General features: G+C 63.9%; 17 protein-coding genes. 1 reads left to right on the top strand and 16 read right to left on the bottom strand.

Going from position 1 to position 16,464, the window contains the following annotated elements; translation table 11 throughout:
- The 6 genes from ACNFIA_RS14990 to ACNFIA_RS14965 form a co-directional block, all read right to left on the bottom strand.
- Positions 1-1,383, bottom strand: a 1,383-nt coding sequence (locus ACNFIA_RS14990) for a hypothetical protein (protein WP_416786104.1), incomplete at its 3' end; no start/stop codon positions are given.
- The gene (locus ACNFIA_RS14985; RefSeq protein WP_416786101.1) at positions 1,380-1,775 is read right to left on the bottom strand and encodes a hypothetical protein; all 396 of its coding nucleotides are present in this window, start codon (positions 1,773-1,775) and stop codon (positions 1,380-1,382) included. The genes ACNFIA_RS14985 and ACNFIA_RS14990, both read right to left, overlap by 4 nt.
- A 2-nt stretch (positions 1,776-1,777) precedes the next feature.
- Positions 1,778-3,511, bottom strand: coding sequence for a hypothetical protein (locus ACNFIA_RS14980; RefSeq protein WP_416786098.1), 1,734 nt, complete (start codon positions 3,509-3,511; stop codon positions 1,778-1,780).
- Positions 3,512-4,027: a hypothetical protein gene (locus tag ACNFIA_RS14975; protein ID WP_416786095.1), complete on the bottom strand. Its 516-nt coding sequence runs from the start codon at positions 4,025-4,027 to the stop codon at positions 3,512-3,514.
- A 39-nt stretch (positions 4,028-4,066) separates the two neighbouring features.
- The gene (locus tag ACNFIA_RS14970; RefSeq protein ID WP_416786092.1) at positions 4,067-6,889 is read right to left on the bottom strand and encodes a tape measure protein; all 2,823 of its coding nucleotides are present in this window, start codon (positions 6,887-6,889) and stop codon (positions 4,067-4,069) included.
- 101 nt (positions 6,890-6,990) lie between these two features.
- Entirely contained in the window at positions 6,991-7,293 is a 303-nt protein-coding gene (locus tag ACNFIA_RS14965; RefSeq protein ID WP_416786089.1) for a hypothetical protein, read from the bottom strand.
- A 201-nt stretch (positions 7,294-7,494) separates the two neighbouring features.
- Between ACNFIA_RS14965 and ACNFIA_RS14960 the strand changes: the two genes are divergently transcribed.
- On the top strand, positions 7,495-7,797 hold the full coding sequence (locus tag ACNFIA_RS14960; protein ID WP_416786086.1) for a hypothetical protein: 303 nt from the start codon (positions 7,495-7,497) through the stop codon (positions 7,795-7,797).
- Positions 7,798-7,898: 101 nt separating this feature from the next.
- Here ACNFIA_RS14960 and ACNFIA_RS14955 read toward each other — a convergent pair whose 3' ends face one another.
- The 10 genes from ACNFIA_RS14955 to ACNFIA_RS14910 form a co-directional block, all read right to left on the bottom strand.
- Positions 7,899-8,678, bottom strand: coding sequence for a hypothetical protein (locus tag ACNFIA_RS14955; protein WP_416786084.1), 780 nt, complete (start codon positions 8,676-8,678; stop codon positions 7,899-7,901).
- 3 nt (positions 8,679-8,681) lie between these two features.
- Positions 8,682-8,855, bottom strand: coding sequence for a hypothetical protein (locus ACNFIA_RS14950; protein ID WP_416786081.1), 174 nt, complete (start codon positions 8,853-8,855; stop codon positions 8,682-8,684).
- On the bottom strand, positions 8,852-9,322 hold the full coding sequence (locus ACNFIA_RS14945; RefSeq protein WP_416786078.1) for a hypothetical protein: 471 nt from the start codon (positions 9,320-9,322) through the stop codon (positions 8,852-8,854). The genes ACNFIA_RS14950 and ACNFIA_RS14945 overlap by 4 nt, the downstream gene beginning before the upstream one ends.
- Positions 9,319-9,648 (bottom strand): hypothetical protein, encoded by a 330-nt coding sequence (locus ACNFIA_RS14940; RefSeq protein WP_416786075.1) that lies wholly within the window; start codon positions 9,646-9,648, stop codon positions 9,319-9,321. Before ACNFIA_RS14940 ends, ACNFIA_RS14945 begins: the two co-directional genes overlap by 4 nt.
- Positions 9,645-9,962: a capsid cement protein gene (locus ACNFIA_RS14935; protein WP_416786072.1), complete on the bottom strand. Its 318-nt coding sequence runs from the start codon at positions 9,960-9,962 to the stop codon at positions 9,645-9,647. The genes ACNFIA_RS14940 and ACNFIA_RS14935 overlap by 4 nt, the downstream gene beginning before the upstream one ends.
- A gap of 68 nt (positions 9,963-10,030) precedes the next feature.
- The gene (locus tag ACNFIA_RS14930) at positions 10,031-12,118 is read right to left on the bottom strand and encodes a ClpP-like prohead protease/major capsid protein fusion protein (protein WP_416786069.1); all 2,088 of its coding nucleotides are present in this window, start codon (positions 12,116-12,118) and stop codon (positions 10,031-10,033) included.
- Positions 12,054-13,730 carry a phage portal protein gene (locus ACNFIA_RS14925; protein WP_416786066.1) on the bottom strand — a complete coding sequence of 559 codons (1,677 nt, stop codon included), beginning with the start codon at positions 13,728-13,730 and terminating at the stop codon, positions 12,054-12,056. Before ACNFIA_RS14925 ends, ACNFIA_RS14930 begins: the two co-directional genes overlap by 65 nt.
- Positions 13,730-13,951 (bottom strand): DUF6148 family protein, encoded by a 222-nt coding sequence (locus ACNFIA_RS14920; protein WP_416786064.1) that lies wholly within the window; start codon positions 13,949-13,951, stop codon positions 13,730-13,732. Before ACNFIA_RS14920 ends, ACNFIA_RS14925 begins: the two co-directional genes overlap by 1 nt.
- Positions 13,942-15,942, bottom strand: a complete 2,001-nt coding sequence (locus ACNFIA_RS14915) for a phage terminase large subunit family protein (protein WP_416786062.1) — start codon at positions 15,940-15,942, stop codon at positions 13,942-13,944. The genes ACNFIA_RS14920 and ACNFIA_RS14915 overlap by 10 nt, the downstream gene beginning before the upstream one ends.
- Positions 15,914-16,459 (bottom strand): terminase small subunit, encoded by a 546-nt coding sequence (locus ACNFIA_RS14910; protein WP_416786059.1) that lies wholly within the window; start codon positions 16,457-16,459, stop codon positions 15,914-15,916. The genes ACNFIA_RS14915 and ACNFIA_RS14910 overlap by 29 nt, the downstream gene beginning before the upstream one ends.
- Positions 16,460-16,464 lie beyond the last annotated feature (5 nt).

Genomic DNA, 16,464 nt, shown 5'->3' with positions numbered 1-16,464 from the left:
GGGCTCGTCCAGGTCGGCTCGGCGGACTTGGTACGCCTCCGCACCGTCGACCGGCGCTGCCGGCCCTCGGTAGTGCTGGATGTACAGCTCTGCGGGCTTCACGCGGGCATAAAGGCCCAGCAGGTTGTTGGAGTAGCGAACCCAGTCGAAGGGCCGGAGGCGCGCCCTGATCAGGCACTGCTGCTGCAGCGTCCAGTTCTGGAAGTCGAACGGCACGGGCGCCCAGGTGCCGGCGATGGGGTTGTACTGCCCCGTCACGTTTTCGCCGTTGAGCGTTTCCGTCTGCTCTACGACGCCGGCCTGGTTCTCCCAACGCTCCGTATGCACAACCACCTCCTCCATCGTCGTCGCCAACTCACCGCCGACCTTCAGGGCCAGCGAGTAAGTGGTGGTGGTCGACGTGGTTCGGTTGATCGAGGTGGCCGCCGGCCCGACGTTGAACGAGGCCGGCGGATAGTCCCAGGCGAAGAGGATCTGGAAGTCCAAGGTGCAGTCGATAAGCTCGCCGGCGGCGTTGAACCACACTGCCAGGATCTTGTTTTGCACCGCGTCTGTCCGGGTTCCCTCGCGAACTGCATACCGGCCGAGCTGCCCATTCACATCCGTGCCCGCATAGGACGTGCCCGGCGGATCCGATGCCGCCGGCCGATCCACCACCACGGGATGGTCGGGGTCGTGCGGGTGCGGTGGGCCGATGGTCCAGCGGGACTCGCGCAGCTCCCCGGAGTAAGCGTCCTGGCCGACGTAGGTCCCAAGCGTTTGCGCCCTGGTGCGCAGCACCGTAGCCACCGCGGCGAAGCCCGTCTGGCGGTCGCCACTGACGGTCACCAGCAGGAACCCCAGCGGGATAGGTCGTACACCAGGCGCGATAGTGATGTCCGGGTCTTCCATGTAGAGCATCAGCACCGCCCGGGAACCATCCGGAGAGATATCTACGGGTGTGTTGTCGCGCTTCACCAGGGCGCCGGCGAGCACCGGCGTGGACTGCCCGAGGTCTTCCGGCCAGGTGACAGGCATCGAGCGAATCACCTGCTTACCGCCCAGCACGCCGAACAGCGTGGCCGACTCGGCTTCCAGGTTGATGATCCAGTTGCTGCCGTCCGGTGCGCTATACACCCAGCCACCAAGGTCGCGGTTGTAGAGGTTGAAGTTGCGCCCGCAGAGGATCGACTGGTTACGCCATTCGCGGCCGGCGGCCTGGTCAGCCGCGAGTTCGTCTTCCGTGCGCTGCACCGGAGCAATGCCAGGCACCTGGTGGCGGTAGGTCAGCCAGGGACTGTCGCCGGGCATGTACACCGTGTTGATCAGCAGGCCGTTGGGTAGGTGCAGCCCGGCACTGTCGAGCCGGCCATGCCATGGCCAGCCCCAGACGGGTTCGGTCATAGGGTCCCCTTCGGATTCGCCAGCTGGAACTCGACGTCGGCGCCGTTGGCGTCGGTCATCCGCAGCGTCTTGATAGCCGGCAGGATCAGTAGACCGTCGCTGCTGGTGAGCCCGTCCGCGTAGTAGTCGCGGTCCGGCACCTGCGCGGTGCCCTCGGTCTTGGTTTTTTCGACCAGAGGGCTGGCGATGCCCCCGGTGCTGGCCGTGGTGGGCGCCTTGTAGGCGGCGCGGCCCTGAGTTGCCGGCCGCGCGCCACGGCGCTCCAGCTCGTTCAACTCCCCGATCTTGCGCCGCTGGCTTTCCAGCGACTGTAGGTCACTCACCAACTGCTGCGACTTACGGGCAGCCGTGATCCCGCCGGCGATCGCGCGGCGCTCTTCGGCAAGGGTCATGGCTACAGCTCCAGCAGGTCGTTGGGGACCAGTACGCGGTAGGTCCTGGCCGTCTCAGCGGTGAACTCGTCCCGGTGCTCGGCCGGCACCTCCGGCGCGGTCACCTGGTGCCGGCGCGGGAATGCGTCGGGCGGCGAGCCGATATCCAGTTCGTCGTAGTTGCCGGCGAATCCATCCAGTTCATCGTCGTAGGTCATCAGGCCGCGCCCGCGCAGTTGGGTCGGCAGTTGGATCAGTTCGGGCGCCTCGCCGGTAATATCGCTGTTCGGCGGCGGCGGCAGGGTGAGCGGATCGTCATCAGTGCCACCACCCCGGCTGATGGCCAACGTGATGGTGCTGATGGCCGTCTGCCCCTGGAGGTCGTATTCATCGATCAGGGAGAAGACCTTGCCCTGGGCGCGGATGCGGTCCTCCATGAGCACGGTGTCCACCAAGTCGATCCCCAGCGCCATGGAGGTCGGCACCTGCCAGGCGACCTTGTTCGCCCGGTGCGCGCTCAAGATGGACACGCGCGCGCCCATCAACAGACAGGACGCGGCGAGCTCAAGCCGAGGCGTCTCTCGCAAGTCGACCAGGTAGTCCTCGATCGCATCCTGCACGGCGTCCGGTTCGGGCGCGGTGAATGCGGCAGACTCCCAGTCCTCAGCCCGAGCCAACTCGCTTTCCACGGAGCCGCCATCGCGCCGCAGGACGGCGCCGGCCTGTGCGACGCTGGCCGGAGCCTCCACGGTGAGTGTGTAAGTCTCGGTGACCGCCTGGGTCCAGCGCATGCCGCCAACCACATCAGCCGCCAGAAGCAGATTGTCGAAGTCGTTCCGCCAGGCCTGCGGCGGGTCGCAATAGACCCCGGAGAGCGGGACCGTCAGGAACTGCGCCCCGGCGAGCAGGTTGTACCCCGCCGAGCTCAGTGCCTCTTCCACCATGTCGATTGTCGGCAACTCAGTGGAGTTGGCGCGCCAGATGCAGAAGCCATTGTCCACGGACCAGCCCTGGATATCCGGGTGCTCCCAGTTGAATGCCTGGTGCCTTTCCCGTAGGCGACTGAATCGGTAGCTGAGGGACAGCTCGACTCGGTTGACGCGGTCGGACAGCTTGGCGATATCCACGGACAGGGAGCCGTCGATGGTGGTGCCGGCGGCAAACCTCTTGCTCGGCGCCTGCGCCACCCAGGGCGTCACGCGAAGAGCGCCCGCCACAGAGCGGTCAAGGCTGCCAGCAACGGACGCCAGGCGCTCGCTGGCATAGTCCCAGCGGCTTCGGCCATCAGTGGCCTCGAACACGTCGACAGTCCAGACACCGCCCACCAGGGCCTCGATGTCGGCGATCTCCATCGCTTCGACCAGGTCCTGCAGCCGATCGGTGGCCTCGCAAGAGACGATGCGATTGCGCGGATCGTAGCTCGGCTGCTCCAGCCAGCCAGAGAACCGCATTTCCTCGATCCAGCCTGCGCCAAGTGTTTCGCGGTAGAAGATCTCCACAGGGCGGCCGGTCCAGCCGACGACATCAACGCCGACCTCCGGCAGGTACAGGGAGAACTCGGCGATGGCGGCAGCCCCCTCCTCCCGCTCGATGCGAATGCCGCCGGTAACCTGCGCGGTGACATCTTCGTCGCCCAGCATGAGCCGGCATGACCACAGCACGGACCGCGGCGCCGGCACCGGAACCAGCTCGCCCCCCGGAGTGGCTCCAGCAACGTTCAGCGCGAAGGAGTTCAGCGGGACGCCGTTGGTCAGCATTTACAGCTCCTCGCAGGTGATCTGCCAGCCGTGAGGCGTGGCGCCGTTGCCAGGGTCCATGTCCCCCTGTGGGCGCTTCGCCGAGACGGTGAACATGGGCATCCACAAGACCTGGTAGAGCGATGCGCCAGGAACCTCGGCGACCTCTGCCGCACTGCCGGTCAAGGTCAGTTCCGCGCTCACCCACTCCTTGCCGACCAGCGCCAGCGCGTAGACGGGGAAGTCCGGCCTCGGCGTGCCGATCACCTGGAAGCTGCGGCCGGTGCTGACGATGCTCAATTGCTTGGTGCACCGCAGCTCCAGCGGCTGGGTGTAATCGAGCCCATCCAGGCCCGGCGGCATCCAGCCGGAACCGCTGAGCGCGATCGCCGAGCGCTGCCAGTGAGTCTGCTGCACCCCGGTACCGCTGGTGAGCCGGAGGACTTCCGGCCCACCCAGCGGCGTAATGGACTGCGTCACCGTGCCGGCATGCAGGACAATGGGCAGGCCGCCCAGCATGACCATGGGTAGAGACATTCAGGAGCTCCAGAAAAGAAAACCCCGCGGGTGCGGGGCTCAGGTTTTTCGACGGTGACCTTTCTTCAGCGAGGCTCGATGCAAGGCGACGAACTGATCGCCAGAGGCCTGCATGCTGTAGTACTGACCATCCAGGTGTAGAACGACTGTCCCCAGGCTGTCGCCCGCCGGCCCTCCCAACAGCGAAGCAGGCGCAGCCGGTATGCTTGGAATGGTCACGGCACCAACCAGCCCGCCGACGTCGTACCCCGGCAAGCCATTCACCATACGGCGCTGAAGATCGGCCATAGTCCTGGTGAAGCCGTTCCGGCGCACGCGCTCGAGGAAGTTGAGCGCCCCAGGCTCGTTGACAACACGCTTCGGCTGCACGTGCTCATCAGCGTGCACAATGCCGGCCGGCTGCAGGCGTGCACCTGGGCCAGTCCACCCGCCTCCGTCGAATCCTGGTACCGCCGCCGGAGAATCCGCGGTGACTCGGGCCACGTTCGCGTCGACGTCCGGCGCGGTCACCTGAACCTTGAACTTGAGCTGCTCGGCAATCTGCTGGGACAGCGCCAGCATCCGGGCCTTGATCTGCTCCTCGTTGGCCTGATCCCAGGAGACAGTAACGCTCAGGTTCTTCAGCGCATCCGCCTGGCGCACCAGCTCGGAAATGCTGTCCTGGACGCTGGTCTGGATATCAGCAGCGCGCACCTTTCGCACCTCTTGGGCAGCGGTGGCGATGTCCTCCAGATCCCCGGCCACGCCCTGCAGGCCGTAGGTATTCTCGCCGGCCGACAGCAGTTGCTCGAGCGCCTCGCGCGCCTTGTTGGCGTACTCGATCGCCTTCTGCGGGTCGCTATCGATCTTCGACCGGGCCTTCAACTTCAGGTCCTGCACCTGGTTGTAGCTGGGAGCAGCCGACGGCCCGGCGGTGCCATCCTTGAAGGACTGGGTGAGGTCCTTGAACGGCTTGAGGATCGTCTCGGTTTCGCCGACGACCTGCTCGTAGTTGGCCTGGGCTTTCTTCAGCTCCTGGTACTGCTGATTCAGGTAGCCCTTCAGCTTGGTCAGCCCCGCCTGCCGGGCACGGTCGATCCGATCCTGGAAGCCGCGCTCCCCCGCCTCGCGGGCCGCTTGCAGCGCACGCTCACTCCCAGCGAAGCCATCCAGTGCCCGAAGCTGCTCCTGATAGTTGCGCTCGCGCTCCTTGGCCTCCTCCGCCTCTGCCTTGGCCAGGCGCTTCTGCTTGGCATCGTTCTCCGCTTTTTCCCGGGCAGCTTTGAGGCTGTTCAGATACTCCTCGTACTTGGCCTGCTGTCGGTCCAGCTCCGCCATGTCAGCAGTGCCAAAGCGCAGGAAGTTCAGGATGCTGAGCTTGCCGTCGTCCTGCAGCTCCTTCTTCGCCGCGATCACGCGCGCGATCGACTTCTCGACGTCCGCGATGGCGTTGTCCTGAGTGGACTGACGATCAAACTCGAAGAGGGCCCCGAAGCCCCCCTTGTTGAAAGCCTTGAAGCCGTCGCCGATGACTTTCAGGCCTCGACTGACAAGGCCGAGGCCGGTAGCAAGGGCCTTCGTTTGTCCGGTCAGATCATCGACAGCCCCCACAGCTTGGGTGGCCTCGTTCGCCAACACCTGGAATTGCCCGCCGGAGGTTTTCTCCAGCGCTGCGGCCTCGGCGCGCAGTTGCGGCAGTTGCTTCAGCAAGGCGTTGATGACCACGTTGGCGGTCAGCTGACCGTCGTTGGCCATCTGCTTCAGGGCGCCCCGAGCGACGCCGAGGCCGTCGGCCAAGGCGCGCATTAGGCGCGGCGTCTGCTCGGCGACAGAGTTGAACTCGTCACCCCGCAGCGCACCCGCGCCAAGGGCCTGGGCGAACTGGATGATAGAGGCGTCCGCCTCCTCTGCACTTGCGCCGCTGATGCGGGTCGACGCCGACACCGCCTCGATCACACCCAGCAAGTCCTTTTGCCCACGCTTCAGCTCTGCAAGGCTCGGCGCCAGCCGCGTGTACAGCGAGTAGAGGCTGGAAAGCGGAGCCTGGTTATCGTTCGCCAGGCGGCCGAGCTCGCGCTGAGCGGTGTTGAACTCCTCCTGGTCATTGGTAGCCAGCCGCAGGCGCGACTGCAGGTTCTTCACCTGGTCGGCGGCCTTGATGTAAGCGCCGACAGTTTCGGTCACGCCGAGGCCGATGCCGAGACCTGCCGCGCCGCTGATGAGCCCCTGCAGGCGCCCGGCGCCTTGACTGGCAACGGTCAGCTCCTGAATTTCCCGGCGAGTCTCCTCGAGGCGCCGCTGGAGTTGCAGTTGAGCAGCCGATTGTTCCGCCGCGGACTTGAAGCCCGCGCGGCTGAGCCGTTCGTAATCCGTTGGAAGCGTGCGCAGTTGAGCCTGCAGCGTACGCAAGCGATCAACGCCTAGCGTGCCGCTGGCGGCAGAAAGATCGGCGTCAGCACGACCTGCTGCCTGCCGTTGACCAAGCTCGGCGCGCAGGCGGTTTTGTTCCGCGGCAAGGTTCCGGGTATCAACACCAGCGGCCTGAAGCTCTGCCCGCATGCTCGACAGGCGCACGATCTGCTGAGCTTCGGCACGCTCCAGGCGCTGCAGGTCAGCCACCGAAGCCTTGTAGCTGGCTTGTAGAGCCTTGGTCGGATTATCCGCACGGGCAATCTCGTCGCCGAGCTCGCGCACTCGATCGCGCGCACGGCGAATTGTCCGCGAGCCGCTATCCAGCTGACTCTCAAGATCCCGGAAGGCACTCACCTGGCGCAGCGGTCGCTCGACGTCCTTGACCAGCTTCTGGTACTCGGCGCGAAAGCCGGAAACAGCGCGGCGCGCCTCGGCGTCATCGGCCGTCAGCCGCAGCTCTACATCGGTCATGGCTCACACCTTGAGGGCCCGGAGAAACAGGCTCCAGGGATAGGAAAGGACGTTCTGGTGGCCCGCGCGCACCAGCAAAGCGATGGTCTGGTCGAGGCGGCCTAGGGCTTCACCAGGACCTTCTCCAGTCGCTCCAGCATCGCGAAAAAATGGCGATTCACCTCACGGCAAACCTGGGAAAGTTCTTCAAGCTGGGACGGAGTAAGCTCGTCGATCTGCGCGGTGGTCAGCGAAGACATAACCGAAAGGTCATGCAGGCGCAGCGCGCCGCCGAGCAACGAGTCACCGATCAGGTCGGCAGTGATGGTGTCCATCAACTGACGGACTTGGGCGACGGACATCTCATGAACAGTGACGCTATGGGCACCGAGCGGAACGATCCGGCAACCGGCTGCTTCAGACATTTTCAGACTCCAGAAATGGAAAACCCGCCGAAGCGGGTAATCGTCTTGTAGATGGCCACACGGAAACGCCAGCGACGGGCGGATGCCTGTCTGCGAATAGGTAGAGAGATCACCAAGGGAAGAGCACCTTTACGTGAATCACGTCGAAATGATAATTCCTAGCTCCACATGCTCACGAGAGCGCTCAAGCAGGAGGCAGGTATGAATCAACTCTTCGGACGTGCACTAATCCACTTTCGCTACCGAAAGAAGTACACCTGGGAAGAGCTCAGCGACTGGAAACTCGCCCTAATTGGTGCTCCTAGTTTCCTCGTTGGCGCTTACTACCTCTGGGTTGTAGGGAAAGTAATGCCCGACTTCCTCGAAATTTCCCGTGACCATGCCCTCACCCCCAAAGCTGTTGTGGTACTGGTATTCCTAGGCGGACTGGCATTAAGCGGGCTTGTCTTCATGACTATCGCAAAACGCTGCTACGAATTGCTCTACAAGCGCAATTTCAAGTGAGCATTCATGGTGCAAATGCTGGTTGCAGCACCGCGGGCCTAGGGTAGGACCAGCGCTAGATGCGCTGGAACTACTATCCCATCGCAACATCAAAGCCAGCCTTACGCTGCGGCTTTTTCCTTCTTGATCTTGAAGTACTTCGAGGTACCGGCGCCGACCTTGGTGGAGTCTCGGAGAACCTTCGCAGTGGCCTGGAATCCGCCGAAGTCCTCGGTGTTAATCCAGTCCATCTGGGTCGCCAGGTTGAGGCGGCATTGGAAGAAACGCGCCTCGATACGCTTCTGAGTGCCGGCGGCGTTCTCCCCCTCGAAGAGGAACTCGAAAGTCTTGCCGCTGTTGGTCAGCGCCTCGATGACGTCCACCGCGGCGGAGCTGTAGTCCACGCTCACTTTGAAGGGCGTGCCCGGGGCGGCAGCCTTGATCGCAGTTTCCAGTGCGCCGCCGGCGACTACCTCGATGCCCGAACCGGTCATGACCCAGTCGTCGAACTCGTCGTAATCGGTGGTGCCCGCCTCGTTGCTCACGTTGGCGATGGTGAGAGGCATCTGCGCCAGAGCGATGGTGCCGTCCACATCGGCGACATGCACTTCACCGGTTACGGTGGTCGCGGCGACGCTGGTGACGTTGCCCCATACCAGCGCAGCCAGCACCCAGCTGAAGATCTCGCGGAAGTTGATCGAAAGCGAGACGCTGGTGACGCGGTCCAGACTGTCGTACTCACCGCCCTGCGGGGTGGTGGTATCAGCCAAGGTCAGGCTGTTGGTTTCGGTGGCATGCTGGATCGTGGAAACCAGGCCGACTTTCTGAAACGGCAGGCCGGAGCCAACTTCGCGCGCTTTGAGGTGGCCGCCGATGACGACCGTCTCTTTGACAATGGCCATGGCTTAGGCCTCCTTCGCGGTGATGGCGGCGCCCTCGACCTTCTTCGCTTCCTCAAGGAAAGCCTTCTGGCGCGGGGTCACCTTGATCTTGTCGCCGGCCTTGTAGTCGACGCCCTTGTGGGTGTGCTCGCTGGCGAGTTTGACCTCGACCAGTTGCACGGATTTCTCTTCGCTCATCGGCGGATCTTCTCCTGGATGATGGTAGTGATGTGGACGGGAACGATGACGCCGGCGTAGGGCTGGCCATTGCCCGGCGGGAACGGGTCCGAGGAGCCGACGGTGCTCCCGGTGCAGCCCTTGGGAAGCCACGCAGGGAATACCCCCTCAACGGGGACAAACGCCTGGCTGATATCCAACTCCATGGACTCAAGCGCTTCCTCGTAGGTGGCAATGTCCGTGCGGACCAAGCCGATGACGAAGTACCCGACGTGCATCCGCAGCGCGCCCGGCTTGCCCTCCGGCGGCCGGTTCGGCGCTTTCTGGATCAGGACGAACTGTTGCGGCAGGTCCTTGTCGGTCAGCACCTCGTTCAGCCAACCGGTGCGGACCTGCTGGCCTATGTTGGTCAGGCAGCCGTTGTCGATGGTGATTTGCTCAACACGCCGTATCAGCGCCTGGCGGACACTGGTGAGGATGCTGCTCATGGAGCCTCCATGCAGGCTGCTGTCGCCACGTGGCCGTCGTCTGCGGCAATGTCCTCGACCAGCAAGCGCCGGCCGCCCGGGAGCACAAAAACGCCGCCCCGCTCGACCGTGTCGAGGAACACCTTCCGCCAGCTGATGCCGACCGCATCCGAACGCATCAGGCCATCCGGTCCGTTCTGCATCAGGTTGTGGTCGACGATGACTGTCAGATTGCTCGCCACCAGGCGGCCATCCCTGGCCAGGTACTGGGCGGTGCCGTCGTTCAGCCGCTCGACCACGCGCTCATGCAAGCGGCCGAGAGCACGAGCGAATCTGTCGCCGGTCATTGCTGGACGAGCAGCGCGGAAGCGAAGCCGCCGACAGTGGCCTCGGTGATGTAGCCGAACGGCGCCGAGTCAGCGGTGGCTGCAGCCACCAGCTCGCCGTCCAGGACGCTGCACTTCACGCCCTGGGCCAGCCCGGCGGCAGCCGGCAGGCTCCAGACGCCACCGATCTTGGCGGAAAACTCCTCGCCCGCGGCGGCGGTTACCAGCGGCACCACCACCAGGTCGCCGACTTCCGCCGGAACGCCGGAGGTGACACCACCGGCCGGAGCGATCAGGGTCAGGACGTCGCCGTCCTGTACGAAATTCTTGGCCATGTTGGGTCTCCAGATGGCTGAAATGAAAAAGCCCCGCAGGTGCGGGGCTTGGGGTAGCGCGGTGCCGATTAGGCAGCGCCCTTGGATTTCACCAGGCCGCGGAAGTCCAGCGGGGCCACGCCGGCGTCGATGCGGACCTTGGTCGCCACGCCGTCGACGGTGAAGCCTTGCTGCTGCTCCATGTACGGCAGTTCGTTGCCATCGAGGTAAGCTACCTCGATGGTGTCGGAACCCTGGCGGGCGGCCAGGTAGAAGGCGTTCGCCGAATCGTCGTCCAGGCGCGGCTCGCCGATCACCTCGGCAAAGCCGCGGATCGGGTTGATGACGCCGCTGTTGACGTTGGCGCCCGGCATCGACTCGGAGTTGATGATCTGGTTGGCCTTGTCTTCCAGGGCTACCGGAGTCAGCACGAAGGCCGGTCGGATGTTCAGGGTACGGCCCTTGGCGTTGCCCTCCGCCTGGGTCTTCTGGGTGGCCATCTGGGTCTTGGCCTTGCTCAGGGACTCGATGGACAGCGCCGAATCAGCGCCAGTCAGGTAGTTCTTGTGGTCGGCGTGGAACAGAGCCTTGCCGTCGCTGAGCGCCGGGTTGCTGGTCAGCACCGCGTAGACCAGGTCGCCGATGGTGCCCTTGGCGGCCATGCCCATCTTGCGCGGGATGTCGGTCAGCATGTTCATGTCGTCGTTGATGACGACCTGGCGGGTGATGCTGAAGATTTCGCCGTAGGTGGCCAGAACGATCGGCTCGGCGCGCTCGCCAATGGTGACGTACTTGTACTCGGCGCCTTCGCGGACCTTGCGCAGGGCCGGGAACTCACCCAGGCCAATGCGGCTGGCGGTCTTGAAGTCCGAGAGCTGGCCTTTCTTGGTCCAGCGCTGGAAGGTTTCCTCGGCTTCCTCCCAGCCGGACAGCATCGAGCGGTTCGCCACATCCAGGAGGATGATGCCGAAGTCGCTGGTGGTGTGGGTGAACGCGAGGCCGACCATGCGCATCGGATCGAGGGTCGAGACGCCAATGCCGCGATCAGCGAGCGAGGCGCGGGCCAGCTCGCGCAGGCTCATGAAGTTGTAGCGGTTGTCGCCCTGACGCTCTTCGAGCCCGGCACGGGCCAGGATCGAAGCGCGCACCGAGTCGCCCACCAGGTTGCCGTTGCCGGCGTAGATCACCGCATTGCCGCCGGCGGCAGCTTGAGGGCCAGCGGACGGGGTGGCGCCCTCGGCCAGCTTCGCCAGTAGCTTCGCCTGGGCCTGCTCGACGGTCACGCCGCTATCCAGCAGCAGGTCGTTGAGCATCTCGCCGTGGGTGGCGGCGAAGGGCTGGAAGACCGCGCGGATGCCGTCGCGGCGGACATTTTCAGCGGCCTGGAGCTGAGCACGCACAGCGTTCTCGTCCAGCGCAGCAGGGGTGGCGGGAGCCGCCGGCGCGGCCGGAGGAGTCGGAGCAGCCGGCGGAGTGGCTTGCGCGCGCGGCTGCATCAGAGCTTGGAGAGCTTGGGGCATGTGGTTGAACTCCTGCATGCGTTTGGAGGTAAGTTGAGCTGCCGCGCTGAGCGGCTCGGTGAGTTGGTCGGCAAAGCCGGCCTCGATGGCCTCGCGGCCGGTCATCCAGGTCTCCTCCTTGAGAAGAGCCTTGATCTCGTCGGCGGACTTCCCGGTCTTGCTGGCATACGCCGTGACCATGGTGTCTTCGATCTTGTCGAGCAGATCCACGTAGCGGCGCATGTCGTCGGCGTCGCCGCCGGTGATGCCCCAGGGCTTGTGGATCATCATCATCCCGTTCTCAGGGATGTAGACGGTGTCGCAGGCCATCAGCACGACGGTGGCCATGGAGGCCGCCAGGCCGTCCACATAGCCGTCGACCCTCGCCGGGTGGTGCTTGAGCAGGTTGTAAATGGCGGTGCCTTCGAACACATCGCCGCCCGGCGAGTGCACTCGGAGGTCAATGCGCTGCAGATCACCGAGGGCCTTCAGTTCGCGCGCGAACTGCTGGGCGCTGATGCCCCAGGCGCCAATCTCGTCGTAGAGCATGACTTCGGCCACACCGCGGGCGAGCGCCTTGATGCGGTACCAGCTTTCGCTCGGCTTCGTTTCTTCAGTCAGCGCGGCGGCCATCGCCACCGGCTGGAGCAGGGTCTTCAGGGGTTGATGGCTGCCCATTGGCGCCTCCTTGGTTGCTTGTTGCGGTGAAGTCGGGGCCAGGCACGGCCAAGTTCGCCCCGTACTGATTCACCAACTCGCGGGCCTCGTCGGCGGTGAGCATCTTCCCGACGCCCAGATAAGCTTTCTGCACGGCCTCCACCGGATTCATGCCGTCCTTGACCAAGGAGTGGTAAGCGTCCGAGCTGAAGACCAGCCCCAACTCGCGGTTGGTCTTGACCTCGGCTGCTCGGGACTTCTTCAGCTCCTGCGGATTCCGGCCGCGAGCGCGGGCTACCTCGGCCTCGTCTGCAAATCCGGCTTTCACCAGGGACTCCCAGGCGTTGGCCTCGTGCTCGGGGTTGATCCACGGCATCACCGGCCCCTGGTAAACGGCCGCGTAGAGCGTGGACATATCCACGTTCTTGGGGACTTTCAGGACCCCAGCGGCAATCGCCAGCGGCAACCAGGTGCGGTACACCGGGCGACACCAGTAGTCGATGAACTCGTGCTGCAGCAGGTCGTAGCCCTCCTGCGCCTCCACCAGCTCCTGACGCTGCGCCGAGTAGGTGCCGTCGTAGGAGCGGGCGATGGTCGAGTAGGCGCTGCGGCCGGCAGCCGCCACCGCTCGGAGCATGCCGTTGCGGAAGCCCTCGAGGAGAGTGCTTGGGCGATTGCTCTCGAACATCCCGATGTCTTCACCGGGCTGCAGGTCGTCGAAGACCATGCCCGGCGCGATCGGGAAGGTGCCGCGCTTGGCCTCCTCCCCCTTCGCCTCGTAGTCCTGCGGCTCACCCTTTTTGATGTAGAAGGAGATCGCCGCCGAGATGCGTGCTGCGATCCGTTCGCTTTCCTCGTAGTCCTTGAGGTCCGCCAGACGGATCAGCGCGGCGTGCAGCAGCGGCACCCCTCGGTTCTGGCCAATTCGCTTGCGGTGGGCAATGTGGATAACCCGATCGGCATCGACCCGCTTCGTCTTCTGCAGGATTCCCAGGCCGAGATCGCCGGGGTGAGCCATCAGCAGGTGATAGGCCTTCACCCGACGCCAGGCGTCGCGCTCGATGCCCTGGATGATCCCCTTGGCCAGGTCGTTCTTCTCGAACGGCAGATAGTCCGGCTCCAGCAGCTCCAGGGCGAATGGCACCGAGGTCAGGTGCTTGTAGTTCGCCACCGGCCCCATGATCTTCTGCGCCAGTGCCTCGCCGTCGCGCAACCAGGTGCGGCAGACCAGACGCTCCATCTGCGGCCTTGTGACTTCCCCGGCAGTCTCCGGCCGCAGCGACCATTCAGCCCAGGCGGCCTTGATCTGCGCGCAGAAATCCAGATGGACTTCGCCGGCCAGATCCAGCACAAGCGGCTCGACCCCGATGCCGGCGCCCCCGACCACACGCTCCTCCAGGCGGTCGAAGATGCCGGTCACGATGTCGTGGTTTTCGTCGAGCCAGCGGCACTGCTCTCGCAGGGATCGGCCGGCGGCCTGCAGGGCGGAATTGGCGCTGCGGGGCTCACCCTTGGCCTTATGCGTCCTGCTCGGCTTGGCGGCCTCGTAGGCCTGGATCAGTGCACGACTCCGCAGACGGCTGGCCACGAAGCCGGGAGCGAAAGGCTCCAACACTCGATCGAACCAGTTCATCAGAACACCGCCAGTTTGTAGGGTCGAGACCTGCCGCGGGCGGCGCTTTCGAGGCTCGCCACCTTGCGTTCCCATTCCTGTCGGCCGGCGCGGATCTCGTCCAAGTCAGCCATGGTCAGAGTCCGCGAACCGAAGGTGACGGAACGGCCATCGAGTACTGCCAGTTCCGCCTCCACGTACCGCTCCAGAATGGTCTTGGCCTGGGAAAGTTCTATAGCCATGGGCTGCTACCTGTAGTGCTCAGGAATGCGTCGTTCACTTCCTGAGCTGATTGCTTTTTGGTGGGCTCTCGTTTGATGACGACAGCATTGACCGGCTTCGCGGCTGCAAGGCGCGCAGCCTCAAGCACTTCAAGGTCGAAGCCGAACCGGGTCTGGCTGATGCGCAATGCCGCAATGGCATACACGAGGCAGTCGAGCGCCTCATTTCGACGGCCGCCCGAGTCCCAGCGCATTTCGCGCTTGCCCTTGACCATCACCGGCTTTTTCCGCTCCGAGGTGAGCTGACGCAGCTCGTCCTCATCGCACCAGTCAACAAGCGGCAGGTGGATGCAACCTGGAGTCGATGTCCACGGCTGCGGCACCACGATGTTCAGCCGCCCGTAGATCAGTTCCTTGGCGTTGTCCGTGCCGACCTCGGTTTTGTAGATCTTGTTTTTCCGGCGCCGCGGGAAGTTCGCAATCGGCTTGCCGTAGGTGCTGGCACCGAAGATGGGGATCACCCAGCGGACGCCGTGCTTGATGCTTTCCTCAGCTACCACGTCGGAGTGGTGGCCGCCGGCATCCCAGCACCAGCGCTCCACTCGCATAGGCGTTCCATCAGGCCGCTTGAATTCTCGATTCAGCTCGACACCTACTCGACGGCGAAGCTCGGCGCTATCAGGGTTACCCATCAGGATTTCGCGCCGGATCAGCCAGAGCTCCTCTCCGGCGCCGACGCCCCAGAAGCGAAGTTCATAGCGGTCATCCTGCGTATCGATCCCGCCGAAAATGCCGAGCGTCTGCTCCGGCACGTGGTCGGTGCAGGGATAAATCTCCCGACGGCCATAAAGCGTTTCCCATTCCAGGCGCTCGGACTGATCCTCGACCCACACCTCGCCCAGGATGGTGTTGGTGAAGGTCTTGAGCTTCTCGCGATCGCCCTTGACCTTCAGCCACTCATCGACGAGCTCAAGCCATCCGGTCCAGGTGCTGTAGATCGCCCAGCAAAAGACAGTTACCGAACGAGGAGTCTTGACCGGCTTATCATCAGGACCGAACCACTCCATGGCGTCCCGCGTCCAGATTCCCGAAACCTCGCAAATCCAGCGGCCTCGCTCCGACGCAACCACCATCTCGTGGTGCTCAAAAGTGGCGTTGCACCTATCGTTCTCACAGGCGTACCACGCCGAGGTGGCCTCGTTGAGTTCGTTCGCCACCCACTTCAGGCCGTAGGAGCAGTCCTTACCGCCCCACTTCAGCGTCTGCTCGTGATTACAGTGGGGACACGGGATGTAGAAGCGAATCCGGTGGGGGGACTCGTCTGCCGCCTTCGTAATCTGGCATTGGCCCTCAGTACCAGGCGTCGACCCCCTGATGGACTTCGGATAAACCGCGCCGCGCAGTCGCTGGTCACCAAGGAATGTCGGGGAGCCCTCTCCCTCAATATCGGCATCGAACTTCGACAGTTCGTCGTAATTCACCTCGTCCGCCGACTTCTCGCGATAGTTGCGAGCAGCCTTGCCGCCGAGATTCCAGAGGGTTCGCCGGTTGGCAAACACCTTCGTGTCGAGCGTGTTATCGCTATGCTTGCGGCCGTACCACGGCGCCAGAGCCAGCATCGACGGCACGTCTCGAATCAGGCCGTTGACGTGGCTTTTGCTGATCGCCTCAGCGTCAGGGTCCGTTGGGCTCCACATCAGCACGTTGCGGCGCTTGTGCTGGATCTTGTAGCCGATGTTCGCCATCAGCATTTTCGTGTAGCCGATACGCGCCGACTTCACGAAGTTGACGACCCGAATCAGGTCGTTGCCCATGGCGTTCAGGATGGCAACCTGGAACGGAGCAGTTTTCCATTTCCCCTCGTTGTAAGAGGACTCCGCCGACATGTAGAAGCCGTCGTCAGGGTCTTCCGCCCACTCCACCGCCGTCTTCGGCGGCGACTTGTACATCCCCTGCAAACCCAGATCGACCGCTTTCCGCAGGTCATTCATCCAGGGTGGCGGAGTACTCATCAAGGATTTCCGGTAGGTCTTCGGCGAACTCCGCGGACAGATTTCGGGCCAGCGCTATCTCGCGTTCGAAGGCCTCGAGCACCAGGGGCGGCGCATCCGGGATTCTGCTGCGGACCGTCTTGCAGACCGTTTCTAGTTTCGAGCCGATCTTGGCCGCAATCCTGGCAAGGGCGAAGGTGGCGAAGGAGGTCGGTACGAGAGTCTTCGCAGAGACTTGGTTTTTCAGCTCCTGGGCGTCCGCCTGCGCCGTTGTCAGTCGGAGTCGCTCCTGGGTCAACTTGTGCTCGGCGAGAGGATCGATTCCCTCCTGGAGGCCGCCCCCTGGTTGGTGTTTCCGCTCAGCGGAACTCAGGCGGTTTTCCAACACCGAGCGGACGTCATAAAAGGCCTCACGACCGATCCTTGCTACCGGCTCGACGCCCCATTTATCAAAGGCTTGCGTGCTTATGCCGAGGCTCGCCGCCATCCGGCTTTTGTTGAGCCAGTGAGGCTGCCGAGTGATGTCTGATTTGCTCATAACAA

It is taken from the genome of Pseudomonas sp. NY15437, from assembly GCF_048068435.1.
In the GTDB taxonomy this organism is placed as follows: Bacteria; Pseudomonadota; Gammaproteobacteria; order Pseudomonadales; family Pseudomonadaceae; genus Pseudomonas; species Pseudomonas nitroreducens_B.
The sequence above is the reverse complement of the archived record's forward strand: the minus strand, read 5'-3'. Positions and strand labels throughout refer to the sequence as shown.

Coding starts and splice junctions, on each gene's coding strand:
- ACNFIA_RS14955 (WP_416786084.1), bottom strand. CDS start 8,678: ATGGCCATTGTCAAAGAGACGGTCGTCATCGGCGGCCACCTCAAAGCG.
- ACNFIA_RS14935 (WP_416786072.1), bottom strand. CDS start 9,962: ATGGCCAAGAATTTCGTACAGGACGGCGACGTCCTGACCCTGATCGCT.
- ACNFIA_RS14920 (WP_416786064.1), bottom strand. CDS start 13,951: ATGGCTATAGAACTTTCCCAGGCCAAGACCATTCTGGAGCGGTACGTG.
- ACNFIA_RS14910 (WP_416786059.1), bottom strand. CDS start 16,459: ATGAGCAAATCAGACATCACTCGGCAGCCTCACTGGCTCAACAAAAGC.
- ACNFIA_RS14945 (WP_416786078.1), bottom strand. CDS start 9,322: ATGAGCAGCATCCTCACCAGTGTCCGCCAGGCGCTGATACGGCGTGTT.
- ACNFIA_RS14925 (WP_416786066.1), bottom strand. CDS start 13,730: ATGAACTGGTTCGATCGAGTGTTGGAGCCTTTCGCTCCCGGCTTCGTG.
- ACNFIA_RS14975 (WP_416786095.1), bottom strand. CDS start 4,027: ATGTCTCTACCCATGGTCATGCTGGGCGGCCTGCCCATTGTCCTGCAT.
- ACNFIA_RS14960 (WP_416786086.1), top strand. CDS start 7,495: ATGAATCAACTCTTCGGACGTGCACTAATCCACTTTCGCTACCGAAAG.
- ACNFIA_RS14980 (WP_416786098.1), bottom strand. CDS start 3,511: ATGCTGACCAACGGCGTCCCGCTGAACTCCTTCGCGCTGAACGTTGCT.
- ACNFIA_RS14915 (WP_416786062.1), bottom strand. CDS start 15,942: ATGAGTACTCCGCCACCCTGGATGAATGACCTGCGGAAAGCGGTCGAT.
- ACNFIA_RS14940 (WP_416786075.1), bottom strand. CDS start 9,648: ATGACCGGCGACAGATTCGCTCGTGCTCTCGGCCGCTTGCATGAGCGC.
- ACNFIA_RS14965 (WP_416786089.1), bottom strand. CDS start 7,293: ATGTCTGAAGCAGCCGGTTGCCGGATCGTTCCGCTCGGTGCCCATAGC.
- ACNFIA_RS14985 (WP_416786101.1), bottom strand. CDS start 1,775: ATGACCCTTGCCGAAGAGCGCCGCGCGATCGCCGGCGGGATCACGGCT.
- ACNFIA_RS14970 (WP_416786092.1), bottom strand. CDS start 6,889: ATGACCGATGTAGAGCTGCGGCTGACGGCCGATGACGCCGAGGCGCGC.
- ACNFIA_RS14930 (WP_416786069.1), bottom strand. CDS start 12,118: ATGGGCAGCCATCAACCCCTGAAGACCCTGCTCCAGCCGGTGGCGATG.
- ACNFIA_RS14950 (WP_416786081.1), bottom strand. CDS start 8,855: ATGAGCGAAGAGAAATCCGTGCAACTGGTCGAGGTCAAACTCGCCAGC.